The 18,611-nt window shown below is 46.1% G+C and carries 20 protein-coding genes and 1 riboswitch; of the genes, 9 read left to right on the top strand and 11 right to left on the bottom strand.

What is annotated here, in order from left to right; genetic code table 11:
• Position 1: 1 nt before the first annotated feature.
• The 3 genes from ABXJ76_RS02425 to thiC all read right to left on the bottom strand — a co-directional run bounded on the left by ABXJ76_RS02425 (position 2) and on the right by thiC (position 5,910).
• A complete protein-coding gene (locus tag ABXJ76_RS02425) occupies positions 2–3,130 on the bottom strand; it encodes a nitrate- and nitrite sensing domain-containing protein (RefSeq protein ID WP_432743769.1) in 3,129 nt (1,042 codons plus the stop codon).
• Positions 3,131–3,266: 136 nt separating this feature from the next.
• Positions 3,267–3,710 carry a universal stress protein gene (locus ABXJ76_RS02420; protein WP_432743767.1) on the bottom strand — a complete coding sequence of 148 codons (444 nt, stop codon included), beginning with the start codon at positions 3,708–3,710 and terminating at the stop codon, positions 3,267–3,269.
• A gap of 319 nt (positions 3,711–4,029) precedes the next feature.
• A complete protein-coding gene (gene thiC / locus ABXJ76_RS02415; protein ID WP_432743765.1) occupies positions 4,030–5,910 on the bottom strand; it encodes a phosphomethylpyrimidine synthase ThiC in 1,881 nt (626 codons plus the stop codon).
• Positions 5,911–5,939: 29 nt separating this feature from the next.
• Positions 5,940–6,056: riboswitch (TPP riboswitch) on the bottom strand.
• Positions 6,057–6,427: 371 nt separating this feature from the next.
• On the opposite strand from thiC, the gene ABXJ76_RS02410 reads away from it, so the two are divergent.
• The 9 genes from ABXJ76_RS02410 (at position 6,428) to ABXJ76_RS02370 (ending at position 11,215) form a co-directional block, all read left to right on the top strand.
• Positions 6,428–6,589 (top strand): inorganic phosphate transporter, encoded by a 162-nt coding sequence (locus tag ABXJ76_RS02410; RefSeq protein WP_432743763.1) that lies wholly within the window; start codon positions 6,428–6,430, stop codon positions 6,587–6,589.
• A complete protein-coding gene (locus tag ABXJ76_RS02405; RefSeq protein WP_432743761.1) occupies positions 6,531–7,385 on the top strand; it encodes an inorganic phosphate transporter in 855 nt (284 codons plus the stop codon). Before ABXJ76_RS02410 ends, ABXJ76_RS02405 begins: the two co-directional genes overlap by 59 nt.
• A gap of 134 nt (positions 7,386–7,519) precedes the next feature.
• Positions 7,520–8,575 carry an IS701 family transposase gene (locus tag ABXJ76_RS02400; protein WP_432743759.1) on the top strand — a complete coding sequence of 352 codons (1,056 nt, stop codon included), beginning with the start codon at positions 7,520–7,522 and terminating at the stop codon, positions 8,573–8,575.
• The gene (locus ABXJ76_RS02395; protein ID WP_432743757.1) at positions 8,544–8,735 is read left to right on the top strand and encodes a hypothetical protein; all 192 of its coding nucleotides are present in this window, start codon (positions 8,544–8,546) and stop codon (positions 8,733–8,735) included. Before ABXJ76_RS02400 ends, ABXJ76_RS02395 begins: the two co-directional genes overlap by 32 nt.
• Positions 8,736–8,737: 2 nt before the next feature.
• On the top strand, positions 8,738–8,908 hold the full coding sequence (locus tag ABXJ76_RS02390) for a hypothetical protein (protein ID WP_432743756.1): 171 nt from the start codon (positions 8,738–8,740) through the stop codon (positions 8,906–8,908).
• Between the two features lie 88 nt (positions 8,909–8,996).
• Positions 8,997–9,734 carry a septum site-determining protein MinC gene (gene minC, locus ABXJ76_RS02385; RefSeq protein ID WP_432743754.1) on the top strand — a complete coding sequence of 246 codons (738 nt, stop codon included), beginning with the start codon at positions 8,997–8,999 and terminating at the stop codon, positions 9,732–9,734.
• A gap of 178 nt (positions 9,735–9,912) precedes the next feature.
• Entirely contained in the window at positions 9,913–10,722 is an 810-nt protein-coding gene (gene minD / locus ABXJ76_RS02380) for a septum site-determining protein MinD (RefSeq protein WP_432743752.1), read from the top strand.
• Entirely contained in the window at positions 10,722–10,988 is a 267-nt protein-coding gene (gene minE / locus ABXJ76_RS02375; protein ID WP_432743751.1) for a cell division topological specificity factor MinE, read from the top strand. Before minD ends, minE begins: the two co-directional genes overlap by 1 nt.
• A 29-nt stretch (positions 10,989–11,017) precedes the next feature.
• Positions 11,018–11,215: a winged helix-turn-helix domain-containing protein gene (locus tag ABXJ76_RS02370; protein WP_432743749.1), complete on the top strand. Its 198-nt coding sequence runs from the start codon at positions 11,018–11,020 to the stop codon at positions 11,213–11,215.
• A gap of 45 nt (positions 11,216–11,260) precedes the next feature.
• On the opposite strand, the gene mgtE is transcribed toward ABXJ76_RS02370, so the two are convergent.
• The 8 genes from mgtE to lptC all read right to left on the bottom strand — a co-directional run bounded on the left by mgtE (position 11,261) and on the right by lptC (position 18,562).
• Positions 11,261–12,634, bottom strand: a complete 1,374-nt coding sequence (gene mgtE / locus ABXJ76_RS02365) for a magnesium transporter (RefSeq protein ID WP_432743747.1) — start codon at positions 12,632–12,634, stop codon at positions 11,261–11,263.
• Positions 12,635–12,658: 24 nt separating this feature from the next.
• Positions 12,659–13,714 (bottom strand): IS701 family transposase, encoded by a 1,056-nt coding sequence (locus ABXJ76_RS02360; RefSeq protein WP_432743745.1) that lies wholly within the window; start codon positions 13,712–13,714, stop codon positions 12,659–12,661.
• A gap of 219 nt (positions 13,715–13,933) precedes the next feature.
• Positions 13,934–14,791 carry an RNase adapter RapZ gene (gene rapZ, locus ABXJ76_RS02355; protein WP_432743743.1) on the bottom strand — a complete coding sequence of 286 codons (858 nt, stop codon included), beginning with the start codon at positions 14,789–14,791 and terminating at the stop codon, positions 13,934–13,936.
• A 78-nt stretch (positions 14,792–14,869) separates the two neighbouring features.
• The gene (hpf, locus tag ABXJ76_RS02350; RefSeq protein ID WP_432743741.1) at positions 14,870–15,160 is read right to left on the bottom strand and encodes a ribosome hibernation-promoting factor, HPF/YfiA family; all 291 of its coding nucleotides are present in this window, start codon (positions 15,158–15,160) and stop codon (positions 14,870–14,872) included.
• A 54-nt stretch (positions 15,161–15,214) separates the two neighbouring features.
• Positions 15,215–16,660 carry an RNA polymerase factor sigma-54 gene (locus ABXJ76_RS02345; RefSeq protein ID WP_432743739.1) on the bottom strand — a complete coding sequence of 482 codons (1,446 nt, stop codon included), beginning with the start codon at positions 16,658–16,660 and terminating at the stop codon, positions 15,215–15,217.
• Between the two features lie 28 nt (positions 16,661–16,688).
• Positions 16,689–17,414 carry an LPS export ABC transporter ATP-binding protein gene (gene lptB / locus ABXJ76_RS02340; RefSeq protein ID WP_432743738.1) on the bottom strand — a complete coding sequence of 242 codons (726 nt, stop codon included), beginning with the start codon at positions 17,412–17,414 and terminating at the stop codon, positions 16,689–16,691.
• 73 nt (positions 17,415–17,487) lie between these two features.
• On the bottom strand, positions 17,488–18,060 hold the full coding sequence (lptA, locus tag ABXJ76_RS02335) for a lipopolysaccharide transport periplasmic protein LptA (RefSeq protein WP_432743736.1): 573 nt from the start codon (positions 18,058–18,060) through the stop codon (positions 17,488–17,490).
• Positions 18,047–18,562, bottom strand: coding sequence for an LPS export ABC transporter periplasmic protein LptC (gene lptC / locus ABXJ76_RS02330; RefSeq protein WP_432743734.1), 516 nt, complete (start codon positions 18,560–18,562; stop codon positions 18,047–18,049). The genes lptA and lptC overlap by 14 nt, the downstream gene beginning before the upstream one ends.
• Between the last annotated feature and the right edge of the window lie 49 nt (positions 18,563–18,611).

The following is an 18,611-nucleotide window of genomic DNA, read 5'->3' as shown; positions in this document are numbered from 1 at the left end:
ATTAAAACTCTTCCCACTCATCAGCACTTGCTGTCATTGTTTGAGGTTTTGGCTGGGCAACAGGGGTCCTTGCCGGAGAATTGAAATCTTTTTTCAAGCGCATAATTGCGACCCCGACTGCCGTTGACGCAGAAACGAACGCGGACCCGTTACCCAGCAGTGCTTCCGCCTCGCCGAATTTTTTTGCATTGATCATATTAGCTATTCTGCCGGCCTCGATATGAAAGGCCGCGTGCTTGGACACGCAATCGGCATAACTCGGCTCATGAGCAAGGTGAGACTTAATGTCGTGGTGCAGCCATTTACCGAAATCACAACAATCGTCTCTTGAAATCGTTGCGGCATCCATTTCTTCGCGTTTTGATATGGCGGTACGAAGCTTCACCTTCCACTCAGAATGCTTATCAAGCGCCTTATCCAAGTCTATGCCGACGTTATTGGGTACCGGCATATTTTGATAAGTCTTGGTAGGAACGCTTTTTATGCCGGTTTGGCTAACCTTACGTACCGGTTCAGCATGGGTAAATCCAGTAAAACTGCGCGAGTTACCGTCCAATTTAAAATGCGCCACAGTAACTGCGAGATTTTGTGTTTGTTCTTCCAGAGACTCGGCTGCAGCGGCTGCCTGCTCAACCAAAGCCGCATTTTGCTGGGTTACATCGTCCATCTGCCCAATAGCTTGATTAACCTGCTCAATGCCTGAGGTTTGCTCCATTGACGCGGCGCTGATCTCAGACATAATGTTAGTTACCCCATGAATGGCGCTGACAATTTCTTCCATGGTTTTTCCTGCCTGAGCAACCAGTTTGGTGCCGTCTTCAACCTTTTCCACCGAATCGCCGATCAGGGCTTTGATTTCGGCGGCAGCCGCAGCGGCCCGTTGCGCCAGACTGCGCACCTCGACGGCCACCACAGCAAAACCCCTGCCTTGTTCGCCGGCACGAGCCGCTTCCACCGCGGCGTTAAGCGCGAGAATATTGGTTTGAAAAGCAATACCGTCTATCACTGAAATGATGTCCACCACCTTGCGTGAAGATTCATTGATGTCTTCCATGGTTGATACCACCTGGCCAACTACCTTGACGCCCTTACCCGCAATATCTGTTGCGCCGACGGCAAGCTGATTGGCATGCTTGGCATTTTGACTATTCGCTTGTACGGTAGAGGTCAGCTGTTCCATGCTGGCAGCGGTTTGCTCCAGACTGGCAGCCTGTTCTTCGGTACGGTGCGACAGGTCATTGTTGCCTGCGGCAATTTCTTTCGCCGCGGTATTAATCGTTTCGGAAGCTTCCTGGATTTGACTGACAATCTCTTTCAGTTTTTCCACTGTAGAATTGGAGTCGTCTTTAAGTTGACCGAAAGTCCCCGAATAGGCATTCGTGATGGTTTCGGTCAGGTCACCATGAGACAGTGCGCCCAGTACGCGCACCACTTCACCCAAACTGGTAGAACTGGTCTGGATGAGCTCATTAACACCTTGAGCCAATTGCAGAAAAAAGCCGTCTTTATTGCCTTCTTCAATACGCTGATTGAAATCGCCCAAAACCGCAGCACTCACCACTCGGGCAACTTCTTGTTCGATAATCACTTCCGCAGTTCGATCTCTCCATTCGACCACCGAGCCGATTCTCTGCCCCTGCTCGTTATTGATAGCATTGGCTATCACATAAAAAGTACGCCCTCCAATCACAAGTTCACTACGAAAAGCCGACGTTAAATTAGCCAGCAATTGTTGCTGATACCCCGGATTCTTGTGGAAAGTATCGATGTTCGCTCCCAATAATTTACGCGAATCAAACCGAGGCAAGGTCTTGCGAATGTCAGCTTCGGCGTTTTGCATCATAGCGATGACCGCCGGATTTATATAAATAATGTTCCTCTCATTATCCGTCACCATCACGTTACCGGTAATGCTATCCAAAGCAATTTTAAGACGTTGGAATTCATCATGCTCGTTATGATCTTTCGTGATCCGCGCGAGTAATTGCTGTTGCATGGTATTCATCGAGCGGAACAACTCGCCTAATTCATCCTTTTGCGAAAGCTCAATACTTGAACTCAAATCGCCATTTGCAATAGCGCTAGCGACCTGCTGAAGCGAGTGAATCGAGCGCAAAACCCCACGGCTGATAATAAAAGTTAATGCCACGGTCATCAGGACGGCGAGCAGGGTTAGCATGATAAAGAATATCGCCATATTTCGGGCATCGTTCTTCAATCTGTCCGCTGTATTAAGCAAATCAGCAGCAAGCTTATCTTCGACTTCCTTAACCAGGTCAATTTTTTCGGTCACCATTTTGAACCAATACACCGGATCAATGCCTAGCCCCGGCTCAATGCCTTTGTCTAGCGCAACTTTCTTTATCCGCTCGACTTCATTAACCGCCGAACCTAATACTTTAGCGGTGTAAAAGGCTTTTTCACTGTCCAACGCATAGTCAAAAAACAAGTTGGTGTAAACATCCTGGGCCGACAAATTGCTCAAAAATCGGCTTTGGCTGTCGGGTGTAAATCGATCCGCAACAAATGTTGCCGCCAGTAAGGCCCGCTCTATGCCGATATGCTCCTTGGCTCTGAGCAAGCTTGAATAGGAAGAAGCCCGGCGGGAAATTTCTCTGTGGCTGCTGAGTGTGGAAACCTGAGCCGGTACGTCAAGAAGAGAGTCAATGGTTTTAGTGTAATAAGCGCTGGATTGGGTACCATTCATCCCAAGTGCGCTGATGCTACCGCGCTGGGTATTCAGCTCACCGAGATTATTCTTGGCGGCGTCTAACAAATGATTTAACCCGCCACTGTAGCTACTGACTTCAAAACGGTTAATTGTAGATTGAAATATCTCAACAGTCTTATCGGTTTTTGCGCGTTGCACCGGTAATTCAGCAGCAAATTTGACACCATTACTGCTGAGGAAAGAGGCGCTCATGCCTCGTTCTTTTTGCATTTCATGTGCCACGGCACCGATTTTAACCGAAACATCAACCAGCACTCCTAACTTAACCATTTCTTTCGAGGTCGATAAGCGCTCAAAAACACCGATCCCGGCAAAATAAAGCAGGGCAAGCGCCGGAATAGCGGTCATCAGGATCAATTTTGACCGTAAGCTCGACGTGAAAGTGATACTGTTTGACATGCTACATTCCTTGAGTGATGTTTCTAAAGTCGAATAGGTAGGTAGCATAAATGTTGAGTTACCAAAAAGACGGCAACCCAACCTACGCGCCTAAATGACCTGACCTAATTGTTAGAAAAATTATAGCATCTAAAAGCTAAGCATCCAGCAACCGAATTGCCATCACATCACACTTGGCGTAATGCAGGACACTATTTGCCGTTGAACCCAGCAATAGCGATAGGCCATGCCGCCCATGAGAGCCGACAACGATTAAATCAACCTGCTCCCGCTCGGCAAGTTGAACAATCTCCTGTTTAGGTCCGCCCCAGACCATCCAACGGTTGTTCTGGGCCACATCCAGCTGATCGCCAATTTGCATTAACTTGGCTTTTTCCGCTTCGAGCAGTTCATAGCCTGAATCTTCGATTAAAGAAATCACCGTTCCATAACCGGTATCAGGCATCGGAATATTATCCAGTACATGAATAAGACTCAATTTAGCCTGATATTTTTCGGCCAAGTTCTTTGCTCTTCGAGCAACTGTACCGCCATGTTCAGAATAATCCACAGCCAGTAAAATATGTTGATAAGTGTCCATTATTCTTGCCTTATTTTAAGAAACCAGAGTGCGTGCAATGTATCACCTCAGACTAATCCGAGCAGACTCATTCAACACAAAGGCCCGAAGGGCAAAAAGATAAAAATCTTCTGCTCTTCGGGCCTTAAGGGAGGAAATAGTTCCGTAAGTTGGGTTACGACTGCATGGGCAGATATTGACGCCTCGGTAATTGCTTCTGCATTACTCTACCTCCTGTATCCATACAGTCGTGCAAGATCTGCATTCCCCACATCCATGTGGGGAATGCAGAGCAATTTGCCGAGGCGCGTCTTTTTGCGCCGTAACCCAACGGGTACTGCTAAATCTTATGGTAAATATCGGCGCCTTCGTCAAGAAACTGTTTGGATTTTTCATCCATGCCCAGTTTTAAAGCTTCTTCCTCGGCAATCCCTTTGGCTTTCGCATAATCGCGGACATCCTGACTGATTTTCATCGAACAGAAATGCGGGCCGCACATCGAGCAAAAATGCGCGACTTTGGCAGAATCTTTAGGCAAGGTTTCGTCATGAAATTCGCGGGCTTTTTCAGGGTCAAGACCGATATTGAACTGGTCTTCCCAGCGGAATTCAAAACGTGCTTTGGACATCGCGTTGTCGCGTGCCTGTGCGCCGGGATGGCCTTTAGCCAGATCGGCGGCATGGGCGGCGATTTTATAAGTCACGATGCCTTCGCGAACATCCTGCTTGTTCGGCAAGCCCAAATGTTCTTTTTGGGTAACATAACAGAGCATCGCGCAACCGTACCAGCCGATATTGGCCGCGCCTATCGCCGAGGTAATGTGGTCGTAACCGGGAGCGATGTCGGTGGTCAGCGGGCCCAAGGTATAGAAAGGCGCTTCGCCGCATTCTTCCAGCTGTTTTTCCATGTTGATTTTGATCATGTGCAACGGCACGTGACCCGGGCCTTCTATCATGGTTTGCACGTCGTGCTTCCAGGCGATTTTGGTCAGTTCGCCCAGTGTTTCCAATTCGCCGAATTGCGCGGCGTCATTGGCATCGTAAATTGAACCGGGACGCAGGCCATCGCCTAATGAAAAAGACACATCATAAGCTTTCATGATTTCGCAGATGTCTTCAAAATACGTATACAAAAAGCTTTCGGTATGATGCGCCAGACACCATTTCGCCATGATCGAGCCGCCGCGCGAAACGATACCGGTCATGCGTTTAGCGGTGAGCGGCACATGATGCAAACGCACCCCGGCATGGATAGTAAAGTAATCCACTCCCTGCTCGGCTTGCTCGATCAAGGTATCGCGGAAGATTTCCCAGGTTAGGTCTTCGGCTTTGCCGTTAACTTTTTCCAACGCCTGGTAGATAGGCACGGTACCGATGGGTACCGGCGAGTTGCGTAAAATCCACTCGCGGGTTTCGTGGATGTTCTTACCGGTGGATAGATCCATGATGGTATCGCCGCCCCAACGAATGCCCCAGAGCATCTTTTCAACTTCTTCCTCGATAGACGAGGTCACCGCCGAGTTGCCCAAATTGCCGTTGATTTTAACCAGGAAGTTGCGACCGATAATCATCGGCTCCAATTCGGGATGGTTGATGTTGCAGGGAATAATCGCCCGGCCTCTGGCGACTTCATCGCGAACAAATTCAGGAGTGATAGTATCGGGAATCGATGCGCCGAAAGAATCGCCGGGATGCTGGTCTTTCCACAAATGGCGCATTTCTTCCATTTTTTGGTTCTCACGAATGGCGATGTATTCCATCTCCGGCGTGATAATGCCCTGTCTGGCATAGTGCATCTGCGATACGTTTTTTCCCGCTATGGCTTTACGCGGTTTGCGGATATGCTCAAAACGCAGCTCAGCGGTAGCAGGATCTTCAAGACGCTGACGACCGAATTCCGAACTGGGGCCGGATAATTCCTCAGTATCGTTGCGCTCTGCAATCCAGGCCGAACGAATAGCGCCAAGGCCTTTTTTCAAGTCGACTTCGACATTAGGATCGGTATAAACGCCCGAGGTATCGTAGACATAAAGCGGCGGATTTTTTTCAGCGCCTTTTTCTGCGCCAAAACTCAGAGGGGTATCGGATAAAGTAATTTTACGCATCGGAACTTGTATGTCGGGACGACTGCCTTGAACATATATTTTTTCCGATGCGGGGTAGGAATCGATCTTTACGCTACTGGACTCAGTAGACGTAACTTCTTTCAGAACAGCGCTCATGTTTATCTCCAACAACAAAACAATAAGGCGCAGGGAAGTCTGGGCTTTCCTACGCCGGTATTAACCGGGGTCAGGTTCAAAGGGTTTTTCTCAGCCTCCCTTTCCCCTGCAACGCATGAAAAAGATAAGCACCCCTAGCCTTTACGGATGTAGCCGTAAGTTAAAGGATAATGCTGCAGATTGCAAGCCTGAGCCACTCCAACGATACCATAAACACCTTATAAAACAGATGGTTTTGGACAAGTAAGTTCATTTATATAGCCTTATTTAGCGCCAACACAAGCCCATCGACTGCCATTCAGTTAAAATATTCGCTTATTGAGACATCCTGAGAGGATTACGTGGAATCAAACAATAGTAATAAACCGGAAAACATCGACTTGTTTTCTCAAAAATAACTACTCCGAGCAGGCTTTGCGTTGGTATTTATCCTCGCCGTCATGTTTTATGTCGGCGCAACAAACCACCCGGTAAGCCATCATATTTACTGATCGTTGCCGCCGTCATTGGCGGCTACATGGCTTTAAATATTGGCGCTAACGATGTTGCCAATAATGTCGGTCCGGCGGTCGGTTCTAAAGCTTTAACGATGACCGGCGCTATCATTATCGCGGCTATTTTTGAATCAGCAGGCGCTGCTTATCGCTGGTGGAGAGGTCGTCAGCACCATCAAAAATAGCATTATTGAACCGTCGCTGATTAACAATACCGATACCTTTATCTGGCTAATGATGGCAGCCCTGTTGGGTGCGCCGGTGTCGACGACTCACGCCATTGTTGGCGGGGTATTAGGTGCAGGTATTGCAGCCGGGGGGCCAGGAATTGCCAATTGGCCTGTACTCGGAGAAATCGCCGCCAGCTGGATCATTTCACCGCTACTCGGCGGTTTGATTGCAGCGGCTTTTCTGTATTTAATCAAACACACGATTACCTATCGGGAAGATATGCTCCAAGCTGCCGCCAAGGTTGTACCCTTGCTTATCTTCCTAATGACTTGGGTTTTTTCAACCTATTTGCTGATGAAGGGTTTGAAAAATATTTGGAATCTCGATATTACTACCGCCGGTAGCATAGGTCTTGCAGCAGCTATTTGCGTTTATCTGGTAGTCAAACCGCGAATCACCAAAGCCGCGCAACAAATGGATCAATCCAAAGACAGCATTAATACATTATTTACCGTGCCTTTAATATTTTCTGCGGCGCTGTTAAGTTTTGCCCATGGCGCTAATGATGTTGCTAATGCTGTTGGCCCCTTGGCAGCCATTAATGACGCTATTTTCAGCGGCGGCGTTGGGACTAAAGCCTCTATCCCTGTTTGGGTCATGTTGGTGGGTGCGATAGGCATTTCAACCGGCTTAGCACTGTACGGGCCTAAGTTAATCCGCACAGTCGGCAGCGATATTACTGAACTGGATAAAATGCGCGCCTTCTGCATAGCCATGTCCGCCGCAGTCACTGTTATCTTTGCCAGCTAATTAGGCTTACCGGTCAGCTCCACTCATATTGCCGTTGGGGCCGTTTTTGGCGTTGGCTTTTTGCGGGAGCTGTTAAAATACAATGATATAACTGATGTTACGCACCCACCCTTCAAAAAGCGTATTATTTCGGGATGGAAAAAATAAAACTAGAATTATACACAGACTACCTGATCTGCAATAACGGGTTTGCGACGGCGACCGGATTGTCGGCAATGATGGAAGGGGATATAAGCCATGACCAGATGACGCGTTTTCTGGCATCGAAAGCATTTACCTCCAAAGACCTGTGGGGGCAAGTTAAAGCGACAGTACGCCAGATAGAACAGGAAGATGGTTGCCTGATATTTGACGATACCATTCAGGAGAAGGCCTGGACGGATGAGAACGAAATCATGTGCTGGCACTTTGATCACTGCAAAGGGCGTTCGGTCAAAGGAATCAATTTGCTGAACGCCCTATACTATAGTGGGGAAGTTTCAATTCCCGTCGCCTTTGAAGTGGTGCGCAAGCCTTACCAGTTCAGTGATGTGAAGACCCGCAAGGTCAAGCGGGCCAGTGAGTTCACCAAAAATGAGCTGATGCGGGAGATGATAGCGACCAGTGTGGCGAATGCCATCAAGTTCCGCTATGTGTTGACGGACAGTTGGTTTGCCAGCAAGGAAAACTTTGAGTTCATCCTGAAAAAAGACAAGCACTTCATCAGCGCCCTAAAGGATAACCGCTTGGTGGCTTTAACAGAAGACGACAAGAAAGAAGGCCGTTTTGTACGGATCAGTCAGCTGGAATTGGCGGATCAGCAGGCGGTGCGCGGTTGGATGAAAGGTTTTCCTCATGAGGTGCTTTTCGTCCGTCGGGTCTTTACAAACAAAGACGGCAGCATCGGCCTATTGAATCTGGTGTGCAGTGATTTAGCGTGCAATGGCGAACAAGCCGCCACGATCTACCAAAAACGGTGGAAAGTTGAGGAGTTCCACAAGTCATTAAAATCCAATGCGGGGTTGGCAAAGTCACCAACCCGTACGGTCACTACCCAGAACAACCCTGTCTTCATGTCGATCTATGCGGTGTTCAAGCTGGAATGTCTGAAGATAAAACACAAGGCCAATCATTTTGCGCTAAGAACTAAGCTGTTTATCAAAGCGAACCAGATAGCTTATGAAGAGTTGCAAAAATTACTGGCTGCGTAACATCAGTGATATAAAACGTATAGAAGAAATTAAAGCACACCATGCGCTTAACGATCCTGAAAACGTCGAGGCTTTCCTGAAAATTTTTAGCACCGCTACGGTTGAAAATAAAAAGCTTATGCTTAAAGAGCTAAAACAAGACCCCAATGCAACTGAATAAAAATGCAACTGAATAAAAAAGAGCGCAAAAGCCTGAAAAAAGTTTATCGTAAAGAATTAGTCAAACGTTCTCACATCTATAAGATTGCCGCAGCTTGGGTCACTACCGTACCCTTATCAGCCATTTTAGCTGCCTTGCTATTTTTTATGCTCAGAGGGATGCTGCTGCCTTAGCAGTCTATTAGTGCTTACATGGTAAAAATGATTTTTTTTATCAGCAATGTTAGAATTACTATAATTCCTGACTAACCAGATTTAACGGATGTCAACAGACTCTCAACAGAAAACCAAGCACTCAGCAGTACTGGAATTTAAAAGCAGCACTTTTTCTGTGCCTGTTTTAGTTTTAGCCAGTAATGATGTTATGACTATCGAGCAACAATTACAGGATAAAGTTAATCTGGCTCCTGAGTTTTTCAAAAACTCACCGCTAGTATTTGACTTGCAGGAGCTGAATAAACACGATCTCGACATTGATGTTGCTGAGCTCACGAAAATCATCCGTAAGCTGGGTCTATTGCCCATAGGGATTCGTGGCGGCGGCGCACAACAGAATCAACAGGCATTGAAACTGGGGATTCCTGTGCATTCCGGGCATACCGTTGCAGCATCGTCTGAAACTCAAAAACAACAGGCTCCTGAACCTGAGCCTGAGCCAAAATCACAAACCGTTGCTGCAACGACCACCCTGATCACCCACCCTGTTCGATCCGGCCAACGCATTTATGCCTCGGGTGATTTAATCATTTTAGCTCAGGTTAGTGCCGGCGCAGAAATTCTGGCTGAAGGCAATATTCATGTCTATGGCTCGCTAAGAGGGCGAGCTCTGGCTGGCGTGCAAGGCAATACTGAAGCCCGTATTTTTTGCTCCGATTTACAGGCCGAGCTCATTTCGATTGCAGGGAATTACAAGGTCAGTGAAGATTTAAATGGCGTGGTTCTCAACCAGCACGTTCAGATTTATTTACAAAATCATACTTTAGTTATTAAAGATATGTAACTACTTAGGCTTGAATTACCTAGGCTTTAGCGTATTATTTTATTTAAAAACGAGTAAAATTGACCAAAAAGGCCACTTTCCAGTTATTTTACACCAGCAAAAACCGCTGCAAGCCATGGACTAATAGGCTGAGTAGTTACAATGACATTTAATTTACATCATATTTAAGAGGTAGCGTGTGGCACGAATCATAGTCGTAACATCGGGTAAAGGTGGCGTGGGTAAAACAACCACAAGCGCCGCTATAGCCATGGGGTTGGCAAAAAAAGGCCATAAAACAGCAGTGATTGATTTTGATGTGGGCTTGCGTAACCTGGATTTAATTATGGGTTGCGAGCGCCGCGTTGTTTATGATTTTGTCAACGTAATCAATGGTGAAGCGACGCTTAACCAGGCATTGATACGCGATAAAAACTGCAATCTACTGTACATTCTGCCTGCCTCGCAAACTCGGGATAAAGATGCCCTAAGCCAGGAAGGTGTAGGCAAAATTTTAGATGAGCTCAAAAAAGACTTTAAATACATCGTCTGCGATTCCCCTGCCGGCATTGAAAAAGGCGCTCACTTGGCCATGTATTTTGCCGACGACGCTTTTATCGTAACCAATCCTGAAGTCTCTTCAGTGAGGGACTCTGATCGCATGCTAGGTATTTTATCAAGCAAATCACGCCGGGCCGAACAAAACGAAGAGCCTATCAAGGAATACCTGCTGTTATCACGCTACTCGCCGGACCGGGTGAAATTAGGCGAGATGTTGAGCGTGGATGATGTACAAGAAATTTTATCGCTACATTTACTGGGCGTTATCCCTGAATCAAAATCGGTACTCAATGCGTCAAATTCCGGCACCCCCGTTATTCTTGACGAAAAAAGTGACGCGGGCCAAGCTTATGCGGACATTGTTGCTCGCTACTTGGGTGAAGATAAACCACATCGATTCATTGATGAGAAAAAAGGCCTTTTTGGGAAGTTTTTCGGGAGTAAATAATGAGTTTATTGGATTATTTCAGAACCTCTAAAGCCAGTTCGGCATCGCTTGCCAAGGAAAGACTGCAAATTCTGGTTGCTCACGAGCGCACCTCCAGAAACCAACCCTCTTACCTTCCTCAATTGCAAAAAGAATTGCTGGAAGTTATTCGAAAATACATTAACGTAGAGCAAGATGCTATATCCGTTAATTTTGAACAAAACGACACTCAGGAGACACTGGAATTAAATATCGTGCTGCCTGAACATCAAACTAAGACTTCTTAACACAACCATTCAAACTAAAGGTGATCACTATGTCTAATACAATCGGCGATGCAGCCGGAGCCATCTGGAACTATCTGGAAAAAAACGGTCCTGCCAGTGTCAATAAAGTTACCACTGAAACCGGCATCAACAGAAATGATGTTCAACGCGCCATAGGCTGGCTGAGCAAGGAAGGCAAGCTGTCCATTGAGATGATAGGTCGCGCTGAAACATTATCGTTAAAATAAATCAGACATTAAGACGTTGCCATGCAACGTCTTAACTTTTTCGGCTCACATCAAAAACAGCGTTGCCAAGCCCAGGAACGCCATAAATCCGACGACATCGGTAACTGTTGTCAGTAAAACGCCACCCGCCAATGCGGGATCTATGTCCATTCTTTGCAAGATTAATGGAATGCTTGCACCGGCGAAGGCCGCACAAATCAGGTTAATAATAACCGCACCGCCTAATATCAGCCCGATACCGATACTGTGGAACCATATCCCCCCAATACTGGCAACGACGAAAGACCACAACACACCGTTTACGATACCCACCGATAATTCTTTTTTAAATAACTGAACCGCATTGATACCGCTGATCTGCCGTAATGCCAGGCCGCGAATAACCAACGTTAACGTCTGACTGCCGGCGATTCCGCCCATACTGGCGACAATAGGCATCAATACCGCTAAGGCGACAATTTGTTCCAACGTTGCTTCAAATAAACCGATAACCCAAGAAGCCATAAAAGCCGTCACTAGATTAACGCCTAACCAGACAGCGCGACGCTTTGCACTGATCATGACCGGTGAAAACATGTCCTGTTCCTCACTCAGTCCAGCCATACTCATAAACGAGCGGTCAGCTTGGTCGCGAATCACATCAACAATATCATCAACGGTAATTCTCCCCAGCAACCGGCCATTCTCGGCGACTACGGGCGCTGAAAGCATATCGCGGTGTTCAAATAATAAAGCCACTTCTTCCGCCAACATCTGACAAGGAATACCGTCAATACTCGCATCCATCGATTCTGATACCAGGGTGAGCGGATCACGGGTTAATATCATCGATAAGGGCAAAACACCTTGAAAAATATCCAGCTGATCGACAACGAACAAATTATCCGTGGCCTTGGGCAAAGATCCGCGCGTTCTTAAGTCCTGCAAAACCTCAGCCAGAGACTGAGTTGCCTGTACCGTCAACACATCCAGACTCATTAATCCGCCGGCAGTATCATCATCATAAGATAATGCCGACTCCAAGCGGCTTCTTTCCTGGACCCCTATTGATGCCATTACCTTGGAATATAAAGGCTCAGGAATGACATGTAATAAATCGACAAGATCATCCGACTCCAAGCTTTCAACCGCTTTAATCAGGTCTTTCTGCCCAGTGATTTCAATTAGCCCTTTCGCTACTTCAACATGCAATTGAACCAGAATCTCACCCATAACATCAGGCGGAATAACCGCCCAGATTTTCTTTCGATCTTCGGGTTGTAGCGATTCAATTAAATGCGCTGTCTCCGCAGGATATAACTCATGGATAAAGTGCCTAATCTGAAAGAGGGAGCCACTTTTCAACAATGCTGTAATCTGCGTTAATAAAAGCCTGTTATTGTATTTTTTTTCAGTAAATGACACAGAAGATAGATCCATAGAAATCTCCTTAAATAACTGATGTTACGCAGCCAGTAATTTTTGCAACTCTTCATAAGCTATCTGGTTCGCTTTGATAAACAGCTTAGTTCTTAGCGCAAAATGATTGGCCTTGTGTTTTATCTTCAGACATTCCAGCTTGAACACCGCATAGATCGACATGAAGACAGGGTTGTTCTGGGTAGTGACCGTACGGGTTGGTGACTTTGCCAACCCCGCATTGGATTTTAATGACTTGTGGAACTCCTCAACTTTCCACCGTTTTTGGTAGATCGTGGCGGCTTGTTCGCCATTGCACGCTAAATCACTGCATACCAGATTCAATAGGCCGATGCTGCCGTCTTTGTTTGTAAAGACCCGGCGGACGAAAAGCACTTCCTGTTGAAAGCCTTTCATCCAACCGCGCACCGCCTGCTGATCCGCCAATTCCAGCTGACTGATTCGTACAAAACGGCCTTCTTTCTTGTCTTCTTCTGTTAAAGCCACCAAGCGGTTATCCTTTAGGGCGCTGATGAAGTGCTTGCCTTTCTTCAGGATAAACTCAAAGTTCTCCTTGCTGGCAAACCAACTGTCCGTCAACACATAGCGGAACTTGATGGCATTCGCCACACTGGTCGCTATCATCTCCCGCATCAGCTCATTTTTGGTGAACTCACTGGCCCGCTTGACCTTGCGGGTCTTCACATCACTGAACTGGTAAGGCTTGCGCACCACTTCAAAGGCGACGGGAATTGAAACTCCCCCACTATAGTATAGGGCGTTCAGCAAGTTGATACCTTTGACCGAACGCCCTTTGCAGTGATCAAAGTGCCAGCACATGATTTCGTTCTCATCCGTCCAGGCCTTCTCCTGAATGGTATCGTCAAATATCAGGCAACCATCTTCCTGTTCTATCTGGCGTACTGTCGCTTTAACTTGCCCCCACAGGTCTTTGGAGGTAAATGCTTTCGATGCCAGAAAACGCGTCATCTGGTCATGGCTTATATCCCCTTCCATCATTGCCGACAATCCGGTCGCCGTCGCAAACCCGTTATTGCAGATCAGGTAGTCTGTGTATAATTCTAATTTTATTTTTTCCATCCCGAAATAATACGCTTTTTGAAGGGTGGGTGCGTAACATCAGTTAAATAAAAATGACTAAAATGATAAAGTAGGCTTATAGGCCTATTTTGAATTGATCAGCTGACGACATGGAAAAATATTCTTCTCCATGCATAATCTGCATTCGGCATATCCCTGTGGGTTATGCCGGAAATAGAGCGAAGCGGGGCGGTGTGATATGAAGCCCCAAAAAGAAACTTATTGCAATTCCCGATGGCGGACGATTACATTTGAAAAAGGGCCTTTAAACTGCTTGGCGAATGCATCCACCAGATAAACCGAGCGATGTTGGCCGCCCGTACATCCTATAGCCACGGTCAAATAACTACGTCCTTCAGCCTCAAATCGGGGAATCCATCGCTCAAGAAACCCGGAAATATCTTTAAAAAGCTCGGCAACATGCTCTTGTTCGTTAAGAAAATCGACGACCGGCTGATCTTTTCCTGTCAATCCTCGCAATTCCGGCACCCAATAGGGATTCGGTAAACTGCGGGCATCAAACACAAAATCGGCATCCAGCGGGACACCATGCTTGAAACCAAACGATTGAAACTGCAAAGAAATATGTCTGGCATCCCTTTCGCCGACCCGCTCCCTGATAAGCTCACGCAACTGATGGACATGAGTTCGGCTGGTATCAATGATCACACTGGCATACCTGGCAACCGGCGTCAGCATTTCCTTTTCAATTTTTAATGCTTCTTTTAACGGTACATTTAAATCCGTCAACGGATGCCGCCGCCGGGTTTCACTATAACGCTTCAATAAGGTAGATTCTTCAGCCTGCATAAAGATAATTTCGCAATCAATCCCTTTGCTGCGAATTAAATCCAGACTTTCAGAAAAATTGATCAGGCTTTCGCTCTGGTTCCTGGCGTCAATGCCTATAGCCGTTTTGGCATAGGTTTTTTTGTCCACCAGCATGACGTGGCTGATAAAGTCTTCCAGCAAGGTTACAGGTAGATTATCGATGCAGTAATAGCCGCAATCTTCCAACGTATCCAAGGCGATACTTTTACCCGAACCGGAAAGACCGCTAACGATTAATAGTTTCATAAAATGAGGCTCAAGGTAAAAGGGGCTGGGTTCAAGGCGCTTTTTGTACCTTTCGCCTTGAACCTTTCGCCTGCTTTTTTATCTATGCTGTGCAGTTTTTTCTTTATGCTTGGTAATTTGACGATCTAATTTCTCAACCATGTGGTCAATAGCCACATACATATCTTCCTGATGATCTTCGGCAAACAGTTTAGCGCCACTCATTTGCAACGTTGCTTCGGCCTTTTGAATTAATTTTTCCACGCTTAAAATAACGTGCACTTCGGTAACATTATCAAAATGACGTGCTAATTTTTCAAATTTTGAGTCGATGTGCGCTTTTAAAGCGTCGGTTACTTCAAGATGATGGCCTGTTACGATAACTTGCATGAGATAAACTCCTTTAATGGTGAATGATTAGTTTGTTATCAGCGTCAGGTAGCGTTATAAAATACGCTTACGCTGACTTGATGAGGAAATGAGCATCGCTTCACGATACTTGGCAATTGTTCTTCTAGCAACATTAATGCCCTTTTCTTTTAATAGCTCGGCTATTTTACTATCACTTAACGGTTTTGCCAGATTTTCATTGCTGATTAGCTCTTTAATAAACGCCCTGATAGCCGTAGATGAACACTCTCCTCCTCCTTCTGTTGATACATGACTGGAAAAAAAATACTTAAATTCGACAATACCATTGGGGGTATGCATAAATTTTTGCGTGGTCACTCTGGATATTGTGGACTCATGCAATTCCAGTTCTTCAGCAATATCTCTCAACACCATAGACTTCATGGCAATAGAGCCATGCTCAAGGAACCCGGTCTGCTTTTCCACAATGCACCGGGCAACACGCAATAAGGTATCGTTACGGCTATGCAAACTTTTAATAAACCATCTGGCCTCCTGCAAATGATCTTTCATGCAGGCATTGTCCTTACTATTATCTGCCCGTTTTATCATGCTTGAATAAAACGGATTGATACGTAATTTAGGCGCTATATCGGGGTTTAGGTTGACTTGCCATTTACCGTTTCGCTTAGCCACGTAGACATCGGGGATAACATATTCGGAATCCGAATCCTGTATCTGTGCGCCCGGTTTGGGATCCAGGGTTCTGATGAGTGCCACCACCTCATCCAATTGCCGCTCGGTAACACCCAATTTACGCATCAGTTTCGACTGTTCATGCGTAGCTAATAAATCCAGGTATCGGGTAACCAGAATCAATGCCTCCTCTTTATAAGGCGTGGCCTCCGGCAACTGCTGTAGCTGTAATTTGAGGCAATCTTTTAAATCAATGGCGGCAACACCGACCGGATCAAAGTTTTGCACCCTGTGCAGTACCGCATTAACTTCATCGAATTCCAAATCGTCTAACTGCCCCAACATCCCCTGAAAAATTTCTTCAGGGCTACTGATTAAATAGCCGTCTCCATTAATCGAATCAATAATAGCCATAGAGATGGCATGGTCCCGTTCTGAAAACGAGGTCAATTCTACTTGCCATAACAAATGATCCTGCAAGGTTGAGCATTTACTGCGCTGTGTTTCAAATTCGATAGTCTCAGAGGAATTACCACCCGACTCCATCGCGTATTCATAGACATCATCCCAAGAAGAATCGATGGGCAGTTCATCCGGCATATCGGTTTGTGAACCCTGACTGGTCAGTAAATCCGTATTATCAGTTTTTTTCTCAGCTGTTATTTCGACTTCCTGAACGGCATATTCTTCCTCATTAACTTCCAGCATCATATTGGATTCAAGAGCCTGTTGAATCTCCTGCTGCAATTCTAATGTCGACATCTGCAGCAATTTGATCGCCTGTTGCAATTGCGGCGTCATAGACAGCTGTTGGCCTAATCGAAGATGTAAGGATTGTTTCATTTAAGGCTCAAGGTTCAAGGTTCCAAAGCTAAAGGCTAAAATTATTGCCTAAATACACTTTACGCACTTCCTCATTGGCAACGATAGCTTCCGCTCCGCCTTCGGCAATGACTCTGCCGTCGTTAAGTATATACGCACGATCACAAATACCTAGTGTTTCCCTGACATTATGTTCGGTAATCAATACGCCAATACCGCGATCTTTCAAATGTTCGATGATTTTCTTTATATCATCTACCGATATCGGATCTACCCCGGCAAAAGGCTCGTCCAGCAGTATAAATTGAGGGTTAGTCGCCAACGCCCTGGCAATTTCAACCCGCCGCCGTTCGCCGCCCGACAAGCCCAAGGCGGTTTGATCGCGTAGATGCAGGATATGAAATTCCTGCAACAATTCCTCAATCACTAGCTCCGCCTGCCCTTCCGTTAAGTCAGAACGGATTTGTAACACCGCACGTAAATTATCCGCCACACTTAATTTTCGAAAAACCGAGGGTTCCTGGGGCAAATAACCTATCCCTAATTGTGCCCGCAAATGCATCGGATGATGAGTAATGACCTGTGAATCCAGCGTAATGTCACCTTCATCTGCTTTAATCAGGCCTACCATCATATAAAAACTGGTGGTCTTTCCCGCGCCGTTAGGCCCCAATAAACCGACCACTTCACCGGTATCAACATGCAATGAAACACCGTTCACCACATTGCGTTTATTGTAGTTTTTAATCAGCTGTTTTGCGGCTAGTCTGGTCATGGTTAAGCAAGAAGTTCAAGGCTAAAGGTGAAAAACATCGTTTTGTAGCTTGCGCCTTGCGTCTTTCGCTTCATCATTTACTATTGTCCTTTACAGGCGACTGCTCTGATACTGACGATTGTTCTTTAGTTTTCGGTTGCAATACGACATGGACACGTTTGCTAGTCGATTCTTTTTCGCCCGCTTTAACTAACGAGGTTTTAAGATCGTACACAATCATGTCACTGGAATAAGCTCCGGTCTCCCGCCAGACAGTGGCTTTATCAATCAAAACCAACAAATTCTTTTTAGGGTAATACTCGCCGGTTAACGCTTCACCGGTTATATCCTGGGCTCCTTCGTTAGGCGTTTGTTTAAATTTTGCCGGCTTACCGGTAAACACCAGCTTATCCACCTCACCGGCTATAAAATAAACCACCAGCTTATCTGACTGCACCCGAATACTGCCCTGAATCGAAATCACATTACCCGTATAAATACTAACCCCTTTTAGATCATCATAAGTCGCTGTATTTGAATCGATAATGATCGGCTGGTTGGCGTCACTTTCCAGGGCGTAAGCACCCGCACTATAAAGCGCCACTAAAAGTAAATAACAGCTACTTCTAAGGAGTGCCCAGCAGCGAGGTTTATTATTTTGTTTCATAGTTTCCTTTAACATTAGAAAGCAATTCAATATGAATCGGATCCGCAAAAGTCAGCTTCATACCGATTCCTGTCGTCCAGTTTGGTAAACTGACCAACTTTGCCCATGCACCCGTTTCTGCATAACTGGTTTCCGGTTTTACTTTTAAATTGGAGGTATATATTTTAAGCTCTCTGACCCCTTCAGCCGCTGCCCTCTCAACAGCGACCTCGCCATTTAATAACAAATCTTTGCCATCGGCAGACAAAATACCAGCCTCTGATTTAACTACCCAAGGCGGGGTTTTCTCGTTATAAAAAAACATCAATGGATTCACCATATGTGTGGTGCTGTCATCGCTGTAATGAACCATTTCATCAGCCATCAACTTGCTTTTAGGAATGCCAAACTCACTCATTTCCCATTTCGTATAGCCCTTGCTGAAATAATCAGGGCTGTGCGCAGGAGCCGCTATACGACCAAACTCATCCGAACCGGTTAATTTAACCAACCACCAGCTCATTACCGCGATAATGATCAGATACAGATAACTGTAATTGCCGTTTAGTCGG

It is taken from the genome of Methylobacter arcticus (genome assembly GCF_050917435.1).
Lineage (GTDB): Bacteria > Pseudomonadota > Gammaproteobacteria > Methylococcales > Methylomonadaceae > Methylobacter_A > Methylobacter_A titanis.
Note: the sequence above shows the minus strand (reverse complement) of the source record. Positions and strands in the feature narration are given on the sequence as shown.